This is a genomic window from Herbaspirillum lusitanum, from assembly GCF_046025995.1.
Lineage (GTDB): Bacteria > Pseudomonadota > Gammaproteobacteria > Burkholderiales > Burkholderiaceae_D > Herbaspirillum > Herbaspirillum lusitanum_A.
Genome location: NZ_JAQQFM010000008.1, coordinates 117,561 through 135,097, shown reverse-complemented (window position 1 = coordinate 135,097; position 17,537 = coordinate 117,561). Strand labels below are relative to the sequence as shown.

General features: G+C 56.4%; 16 protein-coding genes, 1 other RNA gene and 1 pseudogene. 8 read left to right on the top strand and 10 right to left on the bottom strand.

Going from position 1 to position 17,537, the window contains the following annotated elements:
• Nucleotides 1–101: 101 nt before the first annotated feature.
• Nucleotides 102–248: a hypothetical protein gene (locus PQR62_RS18595; protein WP_408159497.1), complete on the bottom strand. Its 147-nt coding sequence runs from the start codon at nt 246–248 to the stop codon at nt 102–104.
• A 101-nt stretch (nt 249–349) separates the two neighbouring features.
• On the opposite strand from PQR62_RS18595, the gene PQR62_RS18590 reads away from it, so the two are divergent.
• Entirely contained in the window at nt 350–1,291 is a 942-nt protein-coding gene (locus PQR62_RS18590) for a DMT family transporter (RefSeq protein WP_408159496.1), read from the top strand.
• Between the two features lie 310 nt (nt 1,292–1,601).
• Here the strand turns inward: PQR62_RS18590 and PQR62_RS18585 are convergent, their stop codons facing one another.
• The 3 genes from PQR62_RS18585 to PQR62_RS18575 form a co-directional block, all read right to left on the bottom strand.
• The gene (locus PQR62_RS18585) at nt 1,602–2,384 is read right to left on the bottom strand and encodes a metallophosphoesterase (RefSeq protein WP_408159495.1); all 783 of its coding nucleotides are present in this window, start codon (nt 2,382–2,384) and stop codon (nt 1,602–1,604) included.
• A 122-nt stretch (nt 2,385–2,506) separates the two neighbouring features.
• The gene (locus PQR62_RS18580; protein ID WP_408159494.1) at nt 2,507–3,301 is read right to left on the bottom strand and encodes a DUF2145 domain-containing protein; all 795 of its coding nucleotides are present in this window, start codon (nt 3,299–3,301) and stop codon (nt 2,507–2,509) included.
• Nucleotides 3,302–3,352: 51 nt separating this feature from the next.
• Nucleotides 3,353–3,790, bottom strand: coding sequence for a hypothetical protein (locus PQR62_RS18575; protein ID WP_408159493.1), 438 nt, complete (start codon nt 3,788–3,790; stop codon nt 3,353–3,355).
• A gap of 226 nt (nt 3,791–4,016) precedes the next feature.
• On the opposite strand from PQR62_RS18575, the gene PQR62_RS18570 reads away from it, so the two are divergent.
• Complete coding sequence (locus PQR62_RS18570) at nt 4,017–4,766, top strand: helix-turn-helix domain-containing protein (protein WP_408159492.1); 750 nt, start codon at nt 4,017–4,019, stop codon at nt 4,764–4,766.
• Between the two features lie 236 nt (nt 4,767–5,002).
• Nucleotides 5,003–5,476 (top strand): VOC family protein, encoded by a 474-nt coding sequence (locus PQR62_RS18565; RefSeq protein WP_408159701.1) that lies wholly within the window; start codon nt 5,003–5,005, stop codon nt 5,474–5,476.
• Between the two features lie 109 nt (nt 5,477–5,585).
• On the opposite strand, the gene PQR62_RS18560 is transcribed toward PQR62_RS18565, so the two are convergent.
• A complete protein-coding gene (locus tag PQR62_RS18560) occupies nt 5,586–6,029 on the bottom strand; it encodes a hypothetical protein (RefSeq protein ID WP_408159491.1) in 444 nt (147 codons plus the stop codon).
• A 43-nt stretch (nt 6,030–6,072) separates the two neighbouring features.
• Here PQR62_RS18560 and PQR62_RS18555 point away from each other — a divergent pair, with 43 nt between their 5' ends.
• From PQR62_RS18555 to PQR62_RS18545, 3 genes are all read left to right on the top strand, one after another.
• Entirely contained in the window at nt 6,073–7,053 is a 981-nt protein-coding gene (locus PQR62_RS18555; RefSeq protein WP_408159490.1) for a flavin reductase family protein, read from the top strand.
• Between the two features lie 371 nt (nt 7,054–7,424).
• Entirely contained in the window at nt 7,425–8,243 is an 819-nt protein-coding gene (locus tag PQR62_RS18550; RefSeq protein WP_408159489.1) for a hypothetical protein, read from the top strand.
• 488 nt (nt 8,244–8,731) lie between these two features.
• A complete protein-coding gene (locus PQR62_RS18545) occupies nt 8,732–10,432 on the top strand; it encodes a methyl-accepting chemotaxis protein (protein WP_408159488.1) in 1,701 nt (566 codons plus the stop codon).
• Between the two features lie 112 nt (nt 10,433–10,544).
• On the opposite strand, the gene PQR62_RS18540 is transcribed toward PQR62_RS18545, so the two are convergent.
• Nucleotides 10,545–10,763 carry a hypothetical protein gene (locus PQR62_RS18540; RefSeq protein ID WP_408159487.1) on the bottom strand — a complete coding sequence of 73 codons (219 nt, stop codon included), beginning with the start codon at nt 10,761–10,763 and terminating at the stop codon, nt 10,545–10,547.
• Nucleotides 10,764–10,941: 178 nt separating this feature from the next.
• Between PQR62_RS18540 and PQR62_RS18535 the strand changes: the two genes are divergently transcribed.
• Nucleotides 10,942–11,523: a TetR/AcrR family transcriptional regulator gene (locus tag PQR62_RS18535; RefSeq protein ID WP_408159486.1), complete on the top strand. Its 582-nt coding sequence runs from the start codon at nt 10,942–10,944 to the stop codon at nt 11,521–11,523.
• A 138-nt stretch (nt 11,524–11,661) separates the two neighbouring features.
• Nucleotides 11,662–12,039 carry a hypothetical protein gene (locus PQR62_RS18530; protein ID WP_408159485.1) on the top strand — a complete coding sequence of 126 codons (378 nt, stop codon included), beginning with the start codon at nt 11,662–11,664 and terminating at the stop codon, nt 12,037–12,039.
• Here PQR62_RS18530 and PQR62_RS18525 read toward each other — a convergent pair.
• The 4 genes and pseudogenes from PQR62_RS18525 to PQR62_RS18510 form a co-directional block, all read right to left on the bottom strand.
• Nucleotides 11,996–12,385, bottom strand: a pseudogene (locus PQR62_RS18525) (helix-turn-helix domain-containing protein); the annotation flags it as partial. The gene PQR62_RS18530 and the pseudogene PQR62_RS18525 sit on opposite strands and share 44 nt — an antisense overlap.
• Before the next feature lie 101 nt (nt 12,386–12,486).
• A complete protein-coding gene (locus PQR62_RS18520; RefSeq protein WP_408159484.1) occupies nt 12,487–12,948 on the bottom strand; it encodes a tyrosine-type recombinase/integrase in 462 nt (153 codons plus the stop codon).
• A gap of 165 nt (nt 12,949–13,113) precedes the next feature.
• Nucleotides 13,114–13,477, bottom strand: a transfer-messenger RNA (tmRNA) gene (ssrA, locus tag PQR62_RS18515).
• Between the two features lie 90 nt (nt 13,478–13,567).
• Nucleotides 13,568–17,443 (bottom strand): DUF748 domain-containing protein, encoded by a 3,876-nt coding sequence (locus PQR62_RS18510; RefSeq protein ID WP_408159483.1) that lies wholly within the window; start codon nt 17,441–17,443, stop codon nt 13,568–13,570.
• Nucleotides 17,444–17,537 lie beyond the last annotated feature (94 nt).

Here is a 17,537-nt window from a genome sequence, read left to right as displayed (position 1 = left end):
GCGCCGACCTCCAGGTCGGCGTTTTTCATGACAAGGCGATATCCATGTCGCGCCGCAAAAGGCATGAATACGTGGAATTAAGGATTGTTATCAATTTCGATTTACTTTGTTGTAAAAGCATATTTGTTAATAAAAATAAAAAAATAAAGATAAATATGCTGTTTATGTCGGACTCTTTCTGCAAAAGCGGCAGCACTGTCTGTGAGTGAATCGCTACCATATTCATCAATTTGGATGCGCTGCAACATGAAATTTCCTTGCCGGAACCGGCTTGTTTTCGCCGATGGGCAAGGATGAATATGCGGGCGCTTCCCTCCTTGCGCCTCTTATTCGGAAATTCGGAATCGTCATGTCAGCCAGCAGCCCCGCCATCCATCAAAAAAAACCAAAAACCATCAGCGGGCCGTTTCTGGTGTGTGTCGTGCTGGCAATCTGTATCTGGGGCGGCAACTGGCCGGTGATGAAATACGGCAGTCAATACATTCCGCCGCTGTGGTTCGCCGCCAGCCGTTTCGTGTCCGCGGCTTTACTGAGCTTCGCCATCGCCGCTGCCATCGGCAAGCTGCGCCTGCCGCGTCGCGAAGAATGGCCGGTGGTGCTGGGCGTCGGCATTTTGCAGATGGGTTTGTTTACGGCGCTGGTGACCGGCGCACTGCATTTCGTCATGCCGGGCCGCGCTTCGCTCATCGCCTACGCCACTTCCATCTGGGTGGTGCCGGGCGCCGCACTGGTACTCAAGCAACGCCTCAGCGGCCAGCAGCGGCTGGCAACCGTGTTCAGCTACATCGGCATGGCGATCGTGGTAATGCCGGCGCTGCTGCATGCCGACCTGCACGGCATGATCGGTTATCTGATGCTGGGGGCGGCCTCGTTGTCGTGGGCCATCAATATTCTGCAGATCAAATCGACCAAGGGCGTCAAGCTGGACTTCGATCTGCTGCCATGGCAGACGCTGGTGGCGGCGGTGCCGCTGACGATACTGGCCTTCGCCGTCGATGGCGCACCGACCTTCCTGGCCGAATCGCATTCCTGGTATGTGATCGCTTACACAGGTCCGCTGGCGACCGCCCTGACTTTCCTGATCGTGCTGCAAATGACCCAGCGTCTGTCGCCGGTGACGGTGTCGGTCTGCATGCTGGGGGTGCCGGTGGTCGGCATCACGCTGTCGTCCTTCATCTTCGGCGAGACGCTGTCGGCCGATCTGCTGATGGGCGTGGCGCTGATCTGCCTGGGCTTGCTGATCCCGGCCTTGCCGCGCATGTCGTGGCGTCGTAGTCCGGCGGTTTCCTGAGCGGGCTAGCGGCAATGAGGTCGGCTACAGAATAAAAAAGGATGCCGCACGGGTTCATGCCGTTCAGTGAAGTAAATCTCCCCAGGCAGGCCGTTCGGGCTGAGCAGGTCCGCAACACCGTATCGAAGCCGACGTGCAAGGTTCACAGCGCTTCCCACCCTTCGATAGCGGCTGTGCCGCTACTCAGGGTGAATGGAGTTGAAATCAAACAGTACAAAAAAATGCCGTTCAGTTCTTCACTGAACGGCATTGCCCCGCGTGCGCTTTTTTCGGGCTGCTGCCTGACCGGAGCAATCCCTCTCAATCCAGCTCAATTCAACTCAAGCACAAAATCCGGATTGAAGTTCTCATTCTCGGCCGCGCCGTCGCGTTGCACATAGCCGCAGGGATTGCACACCACGCGGCAGTCGCCGAGGCGGTAATCGAAAGAATCATGCATGTGGCCATGGATCCAGAGATCTGCGCCGGCAGCGATGGACTCCAGTTGCGAGGCGAACGCCGCCGACACCAGATCGTCGGCATAGCGGGGCGCCACCGATTGCATGGACGGCGCCATGTGCGTGATCACCACGGTGCGGCCATCGAAGGGCTGCGCCAGTTGCTGTTGCAGCCATGCGCGATCGCCGGCATGCAGAAGGATGGTGTCGTCCGGCGTCATCATGTGCATGAAGGGCTGTGCCACCTGAATCCGCCGGTAATCCACCATCACCGGCTGCGCCGCCAGCATGGCAGCCTCTTTCTGCTGTGCGCCGTACAGTTCGAAATCGGTCCATAGCGTAACGCCCAGAAAACGTACTCCCGCAACGACCGTCGTGCCCCGATTCAGGAATTGCACATTGGGCGAATCGGCGCAGGCCTGCTCCAGATCGGCGAGGGTGGTCTCCCAGGTGCCGCCGTAGGCCTCGTGATTGCCGGCCACGTACAGCACCGGAATACCTGTGAATTTCTGCTCGGCCCAGCTCACCGCGCGCGTACCGTTTTCGATATCGCCGGCCAGGATCACTAAATCAGGTTGGCTGACGGCGGGATCGATGAGCGGGGCGCGTTCGCGCCAGACTTCGAGGTGCAGGTCGGACAAGATCAATAGACGCATGGCTGAGCAGTTGAATGGAAGATGGGCAGATGAGGTAAGACGCAATGATAAGTCGAATCTGAAACAGGAATTCGGCAGCGCCGATTTGCGGCGCTGCCGATTCGTTTGTGTGATCGTTCTATCTAGAGCGACACGACGAAGTAATCCGTGCTCATGCCCGCCTTCTGCATGAAATCGAAAACGGAGTCGGCGCCTATGGTTTCGATGCGGTCGCTGAAACGCTTTTCGTTGGGATGATCGTCGAAGGCGATGTTGGCCTTGAACATGCGGCCGCCGAGACGTGTCATCGGGCCCAGTTGCAGCACCGTCGGTTGATAGCCCTTGAACTTGAGCCAGGCCTGCGCCTGTTCACGATTCACGATGCTGGTTTCCTGCGCCATGGCCATGGTTTCCAGCACCCATTGGTTCGATTGCTGATAGCGTGTATTCCATACGTAGGCCAGCATGTTGTAGTCGGGCGTATGTTCAGCGAGCACGCGCTTGGGATCGGTCAGCACCCGCAGCAGTTTCTGCTGCAGCTCCGGAGTCGGGACCAGGACTGCGGTTTCAAAGCGGAAGGGATCGTCGAGGAAAAACTGGCCCATGCCCTGTTCATAGATGTTGCTCAGTGCGGTGCCGCATTCGTTGAGCTTGTGCACGATGGTCCAGGCGGCCTCCTTGCCGGTGCCTTGGCGGTAGGCGAAACCGAGGTGCGAATAGTGTTGTTTGTATTTGCGCAGATCCTGGCCGACGCGGCCGATGATGACTACCTGCGCATCGCCGGCATTGAGTTGGCCGACGGTCTTTACGGCCATCGCGATGCCCTTGCCGACCATCTCGGCCGAGGGCGGATTTTGTTCGCAGGTCTGGCCGGCGCGGGCGGCGCCGGCATTGAGCGCAAGGCAGCTGAGCAGGGCCAGCAGGTAGCGTTTGTACATGGTGTGAGAATCTCGTGATTGAAATGGGTGGAGCGCAGCTGATGCGTCGGCTCAGGAAATCTTGCGGCTCTGCATCAGGCTCTTGCCCAACGCGTTCGGAATGATCGCCAGCACCTTGCCGGCGCTGATCAGGAGGGTGCCGGCCGCAGTCGTCGAGAGCTTGATCACCTCACCCACGCCGACCGACATCGCGCCGCTGATATTGGCGCCTACCGTGACCGAGCCGCGCACGCCGCTGCCGATTTTTTCCAGCACGTAGACGGTGCCGTTGGCGGATGCCTCCACCCCCTTGACCACATATTCGCTGGCTTCCGAAATGAAGAAGGCCGGCGCTACTACCGAAGCCACGACCGAGATCGCCGAGGCATCGCTCGCAGTTGATTGCGCCGCTGCCGGCTGGCCGGCCAGTGCGGTGCACAGCGCGAAGGCGATGGCGGTGCGTGTCATCAGGGCGCGTGGGGAAATGCGGGAGAGCAAGTTCTTGTTCATGTCGTTTCCTTTTTCATGAGGGCTGTATAAGTGTTTGCCGGATGGCAGTGAGGAGCTTCATCCGGCTTGCTTGTTGCATTTCGTCTGAAATCCAGAGCGCAGGCGGACTTTATAAGTAGGTATTGAAATACGCATAAAATTGATAAAAGAATTGATTTATTGGATATAAAGTAGTGAAATTCGATACTCTTACAGTAATCGCAGGGTTTGAAACAAAGGAATTCAGATGGCTCAGACCACCGCATTGGTGAATGCACTGAAAAGCGTGCTGAAAGCGCGCGGCATGACTTACGCGCAACTGGCCAAGGGCCTGGGGCTGAGCGAGGCCAGCGTCAAGCGTATCTTCGCGGCGCAAAGTTTTACGCTGGAGCGCTTCGATCAGATCTGCAGTCTGCTCGGCATACAGATCAGCGACCTGGCGCGCATGATTGCCAATGAATCGACAGCGCCCACGCAACTCACGCGGGAGCAGGAAAACAAGCTGGTGTCCGATCCCAGGCTGCTGATGGTGGCGGTGCATGCCGTCAATCACTGGTCGATGGAAGAAATGCTGGAGAGCTTCAGTTTGTCGCGAACCGAATGCATACGCTTGCTGACACGGCTGGACAAACTGGGCATCATCGATCTGCTGCCCAACAACAAGATCCGCGTGCGCGTGGCGCCGGATTTCAGCTGGTTGCCGGGCGGCCCCATCCAGCAATATTTCCGCGCGCAATTGCGGAATGACTTCTTCAATTCCAGTTTCGATCAACGCGGCGAGCAGATGAGCATGCTCAGCGGCATGCTGTCTCCGGCCAGCAATGCCATTGTGCAGCAGCATATGCGGCGGCTGGCGGCGGAGTTTTCGGCGCTGCACCATCAGGACTTGAATTTGCCGCTGGCGCAGCGCTTCGGCACCAGCCTGATTCTGGCGGTGCGGCCATGGATGCCGGAGAGCTTCAAGCAATTTCAAAGACCCGCAGCGCAGCAAGACTGAAGTGCATTCCGGCTCAAAAAGAATGGCTTGCGACGGCTCCTTTTTCGACTAACATCCGAAGACAGGCGCGCCTCATTTCTGAGGACGCGCCTTATTCTTCGCAACTGCCCCGACAAGTTTCATACAAAGACCAGGCACCTGTTGCGGACGGATGAAATGAGCCGCCGGCACCGGATCGTTGACGATCGATGACAAGGCGGCCGATCTCATGACGAGGAGACCAGCACATGTCGCGTATTCAGAAAATCACGCCCTTTCTGTGGTTCGACGGTCAGGCCCAGCAGGCGGCGGAGCACTACGTTTCCATCTTCCACAATTCACGCATCGCGCAGATATCGCACTATGGTGAAGTCGGGCCGGCACCCAAGGGTAGCGTGATGGCGGTGATCTTCGAGCTGGAAGGGCAGGAGTTCATTGCGCTTAACGGCGGCCCGGGTTTCAAGTTCAACCAGGCGGTTTCCTTGTTTGTGCGCTGTGAAGATCAGATGGAGGTCGACGTCATGTGGGAGCGGCTGTCGGTTGGCGGCGAGACTTCGATGTGCGGCTGGCTCAAGGACCGCTTCGGCTTGTCGTGGCAGGTGGTGCCGAATCTGCTGTGGGAGATGCTGCAAGATAAGAACGCGCTGAAATCGCAGCGTGTCATGCAGGCGATGATGCAGATGAAGAAGATAGAAATCGCCGGCTTGCAGCAGGCTTACGATGCGGTGTGACCGATACGGTTGATCCGGTGCGCAAGGTCGCTGAATCGCTGAATCGCTGAATCGCTGAGTCGCTGAGTCGCTGAGTCGCAGCGTTTCGCGCCAAGACCGGCAGCGTCGTTCAAGTGCCCGGCGCTACTGATGAGGCCTTGGCTTCCTGTTCTTCAACCTGCTTTTGCGGGCGCGGTTTGAGGCCCAGCAATTTGGCGCGGATCTTTTCGCGGATCAGGCGGAAGCCGTCTACATCGAGTATCAACAGTTTCGGCACGGCGGTTTTTTTCTTGCTGTTGCGTTTCATGGCCGCATTCTTCTTGATGAATTCCTGCTCCAGCAAATTGGAGAGATGGTTCAAGGTCTCGACCTCGATATCGATAGAGCCTTCCAGCGCCGCCATCGACAGCCGCCTGCCTTCCTCCGACAGATTGACGATAAAGCCCGGCTCCGACGCCAGTTCGGCGGCGTGCATGGCGTCGGCATATGTCTCCGCGTAGGCGGCTTCTGCCGGTGTGATTTCAGTCTGTTCCGGCAGCGAGTAGAACGCATCGATATCTGGACCGAGCTTCATTTTTTTGCTCCTGTTCTGCGCATCTAGTTCATATCGGCCGCCCTTGAAGTTTCTGAAGAGAGCGGTCCGTATCGTCTCGTTTTGCATCGGTGCCAAGGCATCGTGCGCAGTGCGCGGCGATACGAATCGTCGCGTCGGTATCGGGCAGGCAAATGCCTTCAGTTGCCTCTCAAACCGGTCCGGCAGCGCTGCACTTGAAACCCGGCGCCGTTCTACAATGAAGCTCGCCGGGGAAGGCCTATATCCGGCTGGCAGATTCAAGTACACGCGCGCCGAAAGACGCCGAAGACTTCGATGTGCAGAAGGGCCGGCGCGCGCCTTGCGGCTGATTTCGGATCGGGCCGGATTCGCCCGCACGCAGCGGCGATTAATTCACCTCAAGGGGATCTCATTGGAAATTGATATCAATGCATTGCCGGCAGCAGAACAATACAAACTGCTTTCTTCAACCATCGTGCCGCGCCCGATTGCACTGGTCACCACCTACTCAGAGGAACATGGCGACAATGCCGCGCCGTTTAGCCTCTTCAATCTCATGGGAGAAGATCCGCCGGTTCTGGTGCTGGGCCTGCAAGACAAACCGGGCCGCGCCGGCCTCAAGGACACCACGCGCAATATCCGCGACACCGGTCAATACGTGGTGCATCTGGTCGATGAAGATCTGGCGCAGGCCATGAATATCTGCGCCGTCGACTTTCCCAGCGACACCAGCGAGATCACCGAAGCCGGCCTGACGCTGACGCCCTCCAGTGTGGTGAAGCCGAAGCGCATCGTCGAGGCGCCGATCGCTTTCGAATGCGAAAAGCTGGGCCTCCTGCAGATCAACGCGCATCGCAATATTGCCATCGGTAAGGTGGTTCGCATGCATGTGCGGGACGGCTTGCTCGACCCGGCGACCAACTACATCGATACGCAAAAATATCGTCCTATCGGCCGCATGTTCGGCCGCCTGTACACCAGGACGCGCGATCATTTTGAAATGATCGTTCCCAGCCCTCAGGAATGGATTGCAAGGAAACCTTAAGCGAGCTGCTGTTCCGGCACAAATGACTGATTTCTCCGTTTCTCATCAAGGCATGGCGCGCGGGTTATTCTGGGAGAATCATTTGTCAGCGGGTGCTTGCTTTACATCAAGCTTGTTAATGAGGCATTGTTTTAAGATTGCGCCGAACAATCGCTGAGCGGGTTGGGGCGCGGCTGAAAAGCCGTCGTTGCCAGCCTGGTGCCGGCGTCGGATTATCGCGGGGGCGTATCCGTGTTCGTGATCGCGGGCAATACTGATTCAATGGAATCCATCGCAAGAGAATAAGCAGGCGCGTCATCGGGACGGCGTTGTCTATCTTCCGGCAAGCGTCGTATGAATAATTTCCTCAGGGTGTGCGGACCAAGGCTTACATGTCGAATATAAAATTGCCGTTTCTGCCTGGCAACATGGCAGTGCTCAAACGAGAAGAAGACCGCATCATCACCGCATCGATTGTGGCGGCGAATGCCGATCCGGCCATGAGCAGCCACATCAATCTTATCCTTGCCAGTCTCAACGCCCTGCAATGGGCGCACACCAGAAGTGAAGGGCATCTCTCTGAGACCGAGACCGCGCTGTCGGGCCTGAACATCCGCATGTTCAATTCCATGGCGTCCAGTTTCAATTTGCTCTTGTGCGGATATTATTCTGCGGCGATCGCCTGTATGCGTGACTTCATGGAAGCGGCATTTTTGCTGGATTTCCTGGAGGCCAATCGTGACGACATGCTGATCAAATGGATGGATGCGCCGGACGCCCCGGATTTTCATCCCGCTGCCGTCAGGGTCTGGCTCGACGCGCGCAATAGCAATAACGATATTCAGCGCGGTCTGCGCTACCGGCAACTCTGCGGCTACGGCGCGCACGGAAGCTGCGATGGCATGACACTGCTCAACGCGGACGCTCAGCAGATGTCTATCGGCCCGTTCCTCAATGAGGCCTTGTTTGCCCATTTGCTGCATGATCTGGCGCGACATCTTCCTTATGCAATCCTGAGCGGATGGAAATTCGAGACCGGTCAGTCGGCAGAAGACTTCAAGCAAAAATCGCTGTTCCTGGCCGAGTCATGGACATGGTGGATAACGCATCCGAACCCGGAGTTTGACGACACCGAAATCGAGGCGATCAGGCAGATGGTCGAAGCACTCGATCAGACTTATCGCCAGAGCATGATCGCAGCGACGCTATAGCGTAACGCTGCGTCGCTCCTCAGGCGGCGCGGCAAAATCTGAAATCCGGGCGCCTTGGATGTGGCGGCTGATTTTTCTTTATCGCTGAAGCATGTCCGACATTCTGCGAAAGCTTCAGCGGGACAAAGACTGTCCATCTAGCGCAGGCCGTATGAAAGTACTCACCGGATAGCTTTTCATACGGTTTTTTTGTTTTCTGCTGCCGAATTTGGCGGCCAGCAGCCTTCTCTTTGATGGTCAATCTCAGACCTTGCGTTGCGTCGACTCAGGGATTGCCTGATAGCAGCGGATCAGCACTGCCATTAGCCTTGCATTGTTTGATATCAAAATAACATTTCCACATAGAAATTCCTGCGTATTGCGCGCCATCAGATTGTTGTTATTTAAACAAAATCTCGTCATAGTTCGCCGGTTTAGTTGTTTTTTTGTTAATTTAAGTCCGGCGCTGATCGAGGTGCTTAACATGAAGTTAAAAAAGGGGTGAAAAAATGAGTTGGTTTCGTAATTTAATGATTGCCAAGAAGCTATTGATTTCTTTTTTGTGCGTATTGACGCTGACGGCAATTTTGGGAGTTTTTTCGATTGCGCAGCTCAATAAGGTCAACAACGCCTCGACTGAAATTGCGACAAATTGGCTGCCCACCATTCGTACGCTTGCGGACATCAAGCTCTTGTTGGCCCGTGTGCGGAGTACCGAGGCGCAGATGGCAATCTATGATGGCGATACGACTGCGATGGAGGGACTCTACAAACGGTCGCAAGCCATCGTATCGCTGCTGAACAGCACCGCGAAACGCTATGAAGGTGAAATCACGGAGCCTGCAGAAAAAGCCATATATCCAGCAGTCCAGAAGGGAATGAGCAACTATCTGGTTGAGCATGAAAAGATCATGGCTGCGTTTCTAGCCAAGGACCTTGCCGGCGGCCGGGCACTCTATCTTGGCGATTCAAACAAGATCTATCCTGAACTCCTGGCCAATCTGGACAAGTTGGTTGCAGTCAATGCAGAGGGCAGTGATGCCGCCACCAAAGGCGCGGACGCAAGCTTTGCCAGCGGCCGCTCGTGGATCATCTCGATGCTGGTCGCCGCATTGGTCATCGGTATGGCATTGGCCATGTACGTTGCACGCATCATTTCGGCGCCCCTGGCCATTGCGGTCGGCGTCGCACGGCAGGTCGCTCAAGGCGATTTGACTGCTGACATCAGATCCGAAGGCAAGGACGAAACCGGGCAGTTGATGGATTCGCTCAAGGCCATGAATGACAGTCTCTTGAATATTGTCGGTCAGGTCCGCGCGGGCACCGACACCATCGCGACCGCATCGACGCAAATCGCTACCGGCAATCTTGACTTGTCCAGCCGTACCGAGGAGCAAGCCAGTTCGCTCGAAGAGACTGCATCGGCGCTTGAGGAGCTGACCTCGACAGTAAAACAGAACTCGGACAACGCACGCCAGGCCAACCAGTTGGCGGTGACCGCATCCCAGGTCGCGGCGCAAGGCGGGACGGTAGTCGGGCAGGTGGTCTCCACCATGTCATCCATCAACGACGCATCGAAGAAGATCGTTGAAATCATCAGCGTGATTGACGGGATTGCCTTCCAGACGAATATCCTGGCCCTCAACGCAGCGGTTGAAGCCGCACGAGCCGGAGAACAAGGCCGTGGCTTTGCGGTGGTCGCCTCCGAAGTCCGCAGTCTGGCGCAACGTTCTGCTTCCGCCGCCAAAGAAATCAAGGCCCTGATCGATGACTCGGTCGCCAAGGTCGGCGTGGGCACCTCATTGGTCGAGAATGCGGGTCAGACCATGGCTGAAGTTGTCGCCAGCGTCGGCCGGGTGACTGATGTGGTTGCGGAGATCTCGGCGGCGAGCCAGGAGCAGAGTGTAGGGATTGATGAGATCAATCGCGCTGTGGCCCAGATGGATGAGGTGACTCAGCAGAACGCTGCTCTGGTCGAAGAGGCCGCAGCTGCCGCGCAATCGCTTCAGGATCAGGCCGGCAATCTCTCGCAGGTCGTGAGTGTCTTCAAGATGAACAGTGCATTTGCGCGGAACGCCAGCCCGGTTGCTGCACCCCGCACGACGGCAAGCAAGCTCAAGACTGTGAGCAAGCCGCGCAGCGAATTGAAGGCGCTGCCAACATCGGGCAAGCAACAGGCCGCTGATTCGAACGAATGGAGTTCCTTCTAAGACCAGTTCATCTGGGGCTGATATTCGGCAATGATCGACAAGCCCTCCGGCTCATGACTTTAGCCATGAGCCGGAGGGCTTGTCGCTATGTAGCCGGACTTCAGCGCCGGATTCAAAGTTCAGCAAGGATTTTCTGCGCGGTCACCGTGAAGGCGATCGCCTGCCTCGCTGCATCGCGATAGTCCTGAATCCGTTCCTGCGTGATTCTTGCGGAACCACCGTTTCCCAGCATGACCGTGTGCCGCCTGATTTTTGACAAGGCCTTTCTTACCTTGGCATCGGCGACGTCCAGCCTCGCCAGATTGCGCAGCAGGGGATCTTGCTTGTTCATTATTCACTCTAGGCGGATCCGATGATTTCTTTCGGTGCGGTAGGGCATATAAGACGGAATTTTTTCCCTGGCTCGCTTCGTCAGTTTCAGGTGAGCCAGAACGGCAAGGGGCATCGGTGTCGCCAGCCTGTTTCTCTGGCTTGACATGCTATCTATTAGAAGGTAGTCTGTGCGCATAATGAATTCTTCAAGCACATCCGAAAACATTCTTCTCTGCGCGCAATCGCTGATCGTGGCCGGCGGCTACAACGGTTTCAGCTATGCCGACATCGCCAAGGTCGTCGGCGTGCGCAATGCCAGTATCCATCATCACTTTCCCAGCAAAGCCATCCTGGTGCAGACCCTGGTGGTGCGGTATCGGCAGGAGGTCGAGGCCGGGATTGCAGAGATGGAGCGGCAGGTTACCGATCCGCTCGGCCAGCTGTGCGCTTATACGGGGTTCTGGGAAACATGCATCGACCAGGCAACTGCCTCCTTTTGCGTGTGTGCGCTGCTGGCCAGTGAAATGCCCTTGCTGCCGGAAGAGATCGCGCTGGAGGTTAGGGCGCATTTCCGCTCGCTATCTGCCTGGCTGGCATCGGTATTTGAGCGGGGTGCCAAGCTTGGTCGTTTCGAGCTGAGCGCACTGCCCAAGGTGGAGGCCGAAATATTTATGGCCGCCATGCACGGCGCCATGCTGTCGGCCCGTGCATATGGGGATCCGAAGATGTTCGGTGCCATCATCAATCCGGTGGTGGAGCGGCTGGTTCGCAAGGGCTGAGTCTGTCTGAATGAACGCGAGGCTAAAGTTGCCTCAAATTTTTTACCTGTTTATCTACCAATTAGTAGGTAGATATTTGTTGTTCTACTGTGCCGGTTTTCATGCCGGCATTTCATCTTCTCGACAAAGGACTTCGTCATGTTCGGAATTTCCCCCTTCGGCTGGATTCATACGCTGGGCAGTCTGCCGGCCATCCCGGTTGCCGTCTACATGTACGCCCGTTATGGGCGCATCGTACCTCGCTCTAAGCTGGGCGCAGTCTATTTCATCTCGATGCTGACCGGCGCGCTGACCGTCTTGCTGGTGGCACACCAGCCGATCAGCTATGGCATCGCGGCGGCGACGCTGCTGTTCTTGCTGGCGGGTTATGGTGTTGCTTGGCTCCCTCTGGGGCGGGCTGCGGTTTATCTGGAGACGTGCTGTTTGACCGTGACGACCTTCCTGCTGATGGTTCCGACAGTCAGCGAGACCTTGCGGCGCGTGCCGGACGGACTGTTCCTTTGCTTGCAGAATTGACCCTATCTAACTGATCCACCTTCCATTGGCGAGCGAACGCGGCAACGCGGTCATATGAGCCTTCGAACCCGAGCGCGCACAGGTCTGCGTGCATCTGCTTGAGGCTGCGTTTTTGCTTTCTAGATTTGGTGGATTCCGTTTTTAGCCACGTTGAAAGCTTGAATGCGTATGCATCCAAAGCACTGGCCGAACGTCGGTCTGCGTAGGCTGGCTCTACAGTTTCAGAGCGCAGGTGACGTCTAACGGTGTTCCTTGAAATGCCAAGTCGCTTGGCGATCTCTCTTAGCGATATCTGGTCTCGTAGGTGCCAGCGCCGAATAATTCCTAGTAATGCCACGTCGATCACTCCAATCTCCCACCTGATTGCCTAGGTAGGATTGTGTCTCAAACGTGGGTCAATTTTCGATGCAAAAATCCCAGCAAAGTGGGTCAGTTTTCGATGCAAATCTACAGGTCGGGAGCAGTAATTGTTGCAATGGGCTTATTACCTAAGTAGGGGAAAACATCGTTTTCTAATCTGGCGGCAATTTTTTCATAGTGGGATTTCACCCATCCATCTCTATTTTTGACGAGCCATTCGCGAGCAATCGCTTCAAAGCTGTTGGCGGCTTGTTCGATATCGGCGAGTTTTTTTGCCTTTCGATTGCCGCTGGGATCCGTTCCATTGGCCAGCAGTTCTTTATTGGACTCTCGCTTTTTGCGTGCTTCCTGCAAGCCCACTTCCGGATATGTGCCCAGCGAAATTAGCTTTTCTTTCCCTTGATACAGGTACTTTAGACGCCACCCCTTGCTGCCTGCTGGTGTAATCAACAAATACAACCCGCCTCCATCGGATAGCTTGTATGACTTGTCCTTAGGTTTGGCATTTTTAACCTGTAGGTCTTTGAGGGGCTCAATGATTCGGGGCATTTTAGGGGTAGCTGTTTTGGGGTAAAGCTGGGTTACCCCTAAAACTACCCCTACCCATACTGGATGTCAACGGATCAGTCGGGAGCGCAGAAAACAAAAAACCGCCTAACCATGCAGGTTTTAGGCGGTTTTTTGAACTTCCTTGGATACCCTTGGAAGGTAAGGTGGTGGAGGCGGCGGGAATCGAACCCGCGTCCGCAAGCACTCTACAGACAGTTCTACATACTTAGCGCTGCCATTTGATTTAACCCGAACGACGCGGACGCGCACGCTTCGTTAAGGCGAGTCACCTTGGATTTAACCTTGAATCAAGTGACCCGATTCAAAGCGATTCCTTGTAAATGACTCTACTGCTGTTTTACCAGCCTACCCCAAGGAAGAAGTAGTGTAGAGCAAGCGGGGATTAAGCCGCTTGTGCGTACGAGTTATCGTTTGCAGTTATAGCTTGTCTGATTGTATTTACGAGGTAGTCAGTCCTCGGTATGCCCTGCGCTGCTTTGCAACCCACGTCGAAACCAAGGTCGCCCCCTGAGGAGAACTAGGATTATAGCCCAGAGTGAGGGCAGCCCGTGCTTTATCAAGAGCATTGCTATTAACTTGCGCCTTGGAGGGCATCGAATCACTGTTGTATGGTCAGATCCACGCGGCTGGTCTTGCCCTTGTCCTTGATGTCGTCGGCGTTCAGGCGCGGCGCCACCAGGAAGATGCGTGCCGCCGGGATCACGCTTTGCTCCTGCAGGTAATTGCGGATCTGATCGGCACGCCGCTGCGCCAGATTGCGCAGATCGTCCTGCGTGACTTCGGTGTTGTCGACGATCAGCTTTTCCATCTCATCTTCCGGCAGGGATTTACTGATGCCGATCACATTGCGCGGCTTCTTGAATTTCTCATCCTTGTAGACCTTTTCCATGTATTTGCTGCGCTCGCCCGCATTCAGCTCAACCTTGCCCGAAGGCTGGCCTTCGGTTTCGATCAGGTCCTTGCGCTTGAGCGCGCGCATCTTGCGGTTCAATGCTTCCTGGCGCAGGCCGATATCGTCCACTTTGGGATCTGCACGGCCCATGATATCGAGCTTGATGCCGGGCCGTTCGTTAAGGGCGTAGCCCAAGGTGTCCAGCTTCTTGCGGATGTCCGCAGTGATCTCCGAGGAGCCTGGCTCGAATTCGATATAGCTGAGCTCGCCGGCGCTGCTGTTGAACATCGAACTGATCAGTGCGAACGGTGAAGTCACGGCTTTGACGATCAGATTGGTGAAGATGCGCAAAATCACGCTGCCGATGGAAAACTGAGGATCGGACAGCGAGCCCGAAATCGGCAGGTTGAGATTGATGTTGCCATTGCGATCCTTGAGAAGCGACACCGCGAGCATCACCGGCAGCTTGGTAGCGGACGGGCTGTCGACGTGGTCGCCAAAGGTCAGTTGTTCGATGCGTACATCATTCTGCGCGACCAGCTTGTCGTTCTCGATCTTGTATTGCACATCCATCGACAGCTTGCCTTTGGTGATCGGGTAGCCCGCATACTTGGCGGAGTAGGGTGTCAGCCGCGGCAGCTGTACGCCGTTGGCGCTGGCCTTGATGTCGAGGAACATCGGCTTGAACAGCGGATTGAGCGTGCCTGAAATCTGCAGCGGCGCATCGTTGTCGATCTTGCCTTTCAGATCCAGAGGTGCCGGCTGCGCTTCATCCGATGCAATCTTGCCCACCGAGCCGGACAGCCCGGTCATGTTGGCGGTGTAGTTCGGCTTGACGAAGTTGTCGGTGTAATTGACGTTGCCGGTATCGAGAAGAATCTGGCCGACGCGGATGACGGGTGCATTCGGATTGGGCGCTTCGGCGGTCACTGCTTCGCTGGAGGTCGTGGTTTTACGCGATGTGGCGGAAGGTTTTTCTGGTGGGCCGTCTTTGCCTGCCGCAGCGTTTTCCTTGTTGTCCGGATCGGTGATCGAACCTGCCGATTGGGCATCTGACACGAGAATGTCCTGTAGATTGAGGCGCCCTTTTTCAGACAGAATCACACGCGCATAAAAATTGGATAGCACGATTTTTTCCAGTGCAATGTGCGTGCGCGTGTCGACTCTGACCTGGATGCCATTCAGATTAAGCGTGCGCCAGCGCAGGAAGTCGCTGGCGCTGAGCTTGTCCTGGATGCGGAAATTATTGAGTGCGGCATTGCCGGTATAGCTCAGTGCGAACGGCTGCTTGTTCAGCGGCGGTGCAATCGCCAGCTTGCCTTTGGCATTGAGCAAGCCGGTGGAAAGCGTGACGTTGAGTACATTGGTGAAGTAGGCCTGGAACGGGCCGACCGGCAGATTCTGACCGTCCAGATCCAGATTGATGCTCTTGAGTTGCGGCGCGGTCTGGCCGGTGACGGACAATTTGCCATCCTTGTTCAACTGCGCCTGCAGCGAAATCCTGGCGCTCTGATCAAGCTGGCTGGAAAGATTCTGTACCTGCAGATTGATGCCGCGCACTTGCAGTTTTTGCTGCGTGCCGACATTGGCGTCTTCAAAATTCAGGCCGCTGTCGGTGATGCTGAAGCTGCTGAGGCGTGCCTGCCATGCGCTACTCGCGGTAGTTGCTCTGGCATCTTTTTGCACTTTGCCTGATGGTGTAGCGGCGTGCTTGTCAGCGGTTTCAGCGTCTTTTTCTTTGCCGGCGGCAGAGGTTTCCGGCGACTCCGCCAGCAGTTTGGTCAGACTGAATTCGCCATTGCTTTCGCGTCGCACTTCGCCCTGCAAGCCGCTGATGCGGAAGCTGTCGGCCTGTGCTTTGTGTGCGCTCAGGTCCACTGCTGCATTTTGCAGTGCGATTGATTTCACATTGATCGCATTGGCGCCTTTGGCCTTGGGCGCCAGCTTCAGATTGCTTACCTCGATGCCCAGTTGCGCCAGTTTGAATTGCTGGTTTTCCAGTGACAGTTCGGTGCTGCCGGAAACCTTGCCCGACAGGTTGGCGGCAAGACTGCGGTTCAGATAATTCTGATAGCCGGAGAGTTCGACCGCGTTCAGTGATGCCTTGCCGTTGACGCCGGCTTTCATCGCTTGCAGCTGTCCATCGAAGCCAATGCTGCCGTGGCCGTTCTCGGTCGCTGCGATTTTGACGCTTGCCGGTTTGGCATCGGCGGCTGTCGAAATGTCGCTGGCATCGATGCTCAGCTTGCTGAGCTGCACGCTTTGTGCGGGAGCGGCGTTGGCTTCGTCGCGCCAGTTGATTTCGCCGTTGCGCAAGGTGACTTGCTTCAGAACGATCGCTGATGCCGCCTTGCCGGTTTCCGTGGCGGGCTTGCTCGGCGCGTCGGGAGTGCCGGGAGTTGCTGCAGGTGTCGCAGACGATGCCGTCTTCGATGGTGTACTTGAGCCTGTTGCCGCTGTCGCAACGCTGCTCTCCGGTTTGCCTTTATTGGCGGCCGGTTTTGTTTTGCCCGAAGAGCCGCTTGCGCTTGCCGCCACGCGCAGCCAGTTCAATTCGCCCTTGTTGTTCATGGCGGCCCAGACTTGCGGTGCATCGATTTCAAGCTGTTCGATTTCGCCATTGGCAGTGAACACATCGAGTTGCTTGATTCTGGCGGCGATGCGTTTGCTCTTGAGCAGCGGCGCGCGATTTTTTTCCGTGACGGAAAGCTCGTCCAGCGTGATGTCGCCGCTCAGCGCGACCTTGGGCGCATCCTGCGCGCGTGAGAAAGAGAGGTCGAGTTTGGTGGAGAGCTTGGCGCTTTCCAGCACGACCGGCAATTCCAGCGGCAGGAAGGGCAGGTAGCTGACCAGATCGAGCCGGTTGATGTCGATCGCGAAGGCGCTTTCCAGCGAACTGGTGAACGGCTTGCTGCGGCCGTTCAGCGCGAAGTGGGTGCCGTTGATGTCGGCCGACAAATGCGGCTGCACGAAGCTGTCGATATTGCCGGGTTGATTGGAGATGAAAGGCACGCCGATCTGCAGCGTCTTGATGTCGATGCTTTTGCCGCTGACCTTGTCCTCAAATTTGATGTTGCCGTTCTCCAGCTGCACATTGGCCAGCGTGAAATGGCTTTCGCCTTCGCTCTTGGGCATGGCCAGCACGCGGTCGATCACATCGCTGAAATTGTAGCGGCCGATACCGTCTGCGCTCAGGCGCACTACGTGCAGGTCGGGCGTGGTCAGCTTGACTTCATCGAGGACCGGGGCCAGACGAAATATCGAGGCGGCCGATGCATTTACCAGCAGACCCTTGGCGGAGAAGAAGGGCGTTTTCTGATCCGGCTCGTACAGTGTGATGTCGGAGACCGTCAGCGCCAGCTTGAAGGGATTGAAGGCGACTTCGCCGAGCTCCAGCTTGCGCCCGATTTTTTCCTGGGTCTGTACGATGGCGATTTTCTTGATCTGGCCGGGGAGCGCCAGCCAGCTGATCGCAGCCAGCAACAGCAGCGCTGCGACGATATACGCGATCCAGCGCAGCGGCCGCTGATAACGCTGCCATTGCCATTTTCTTGTGGGGCTGGAGGTGGTGGATGTCGCCATGCTGGTTCCTTGCAGTGTCACCGGGCGACGGAATCTTTGAATGGGAGGTCTGCGCCGGTGCGTTCAATGATTCGAATTGTATGGATTGTGCTGC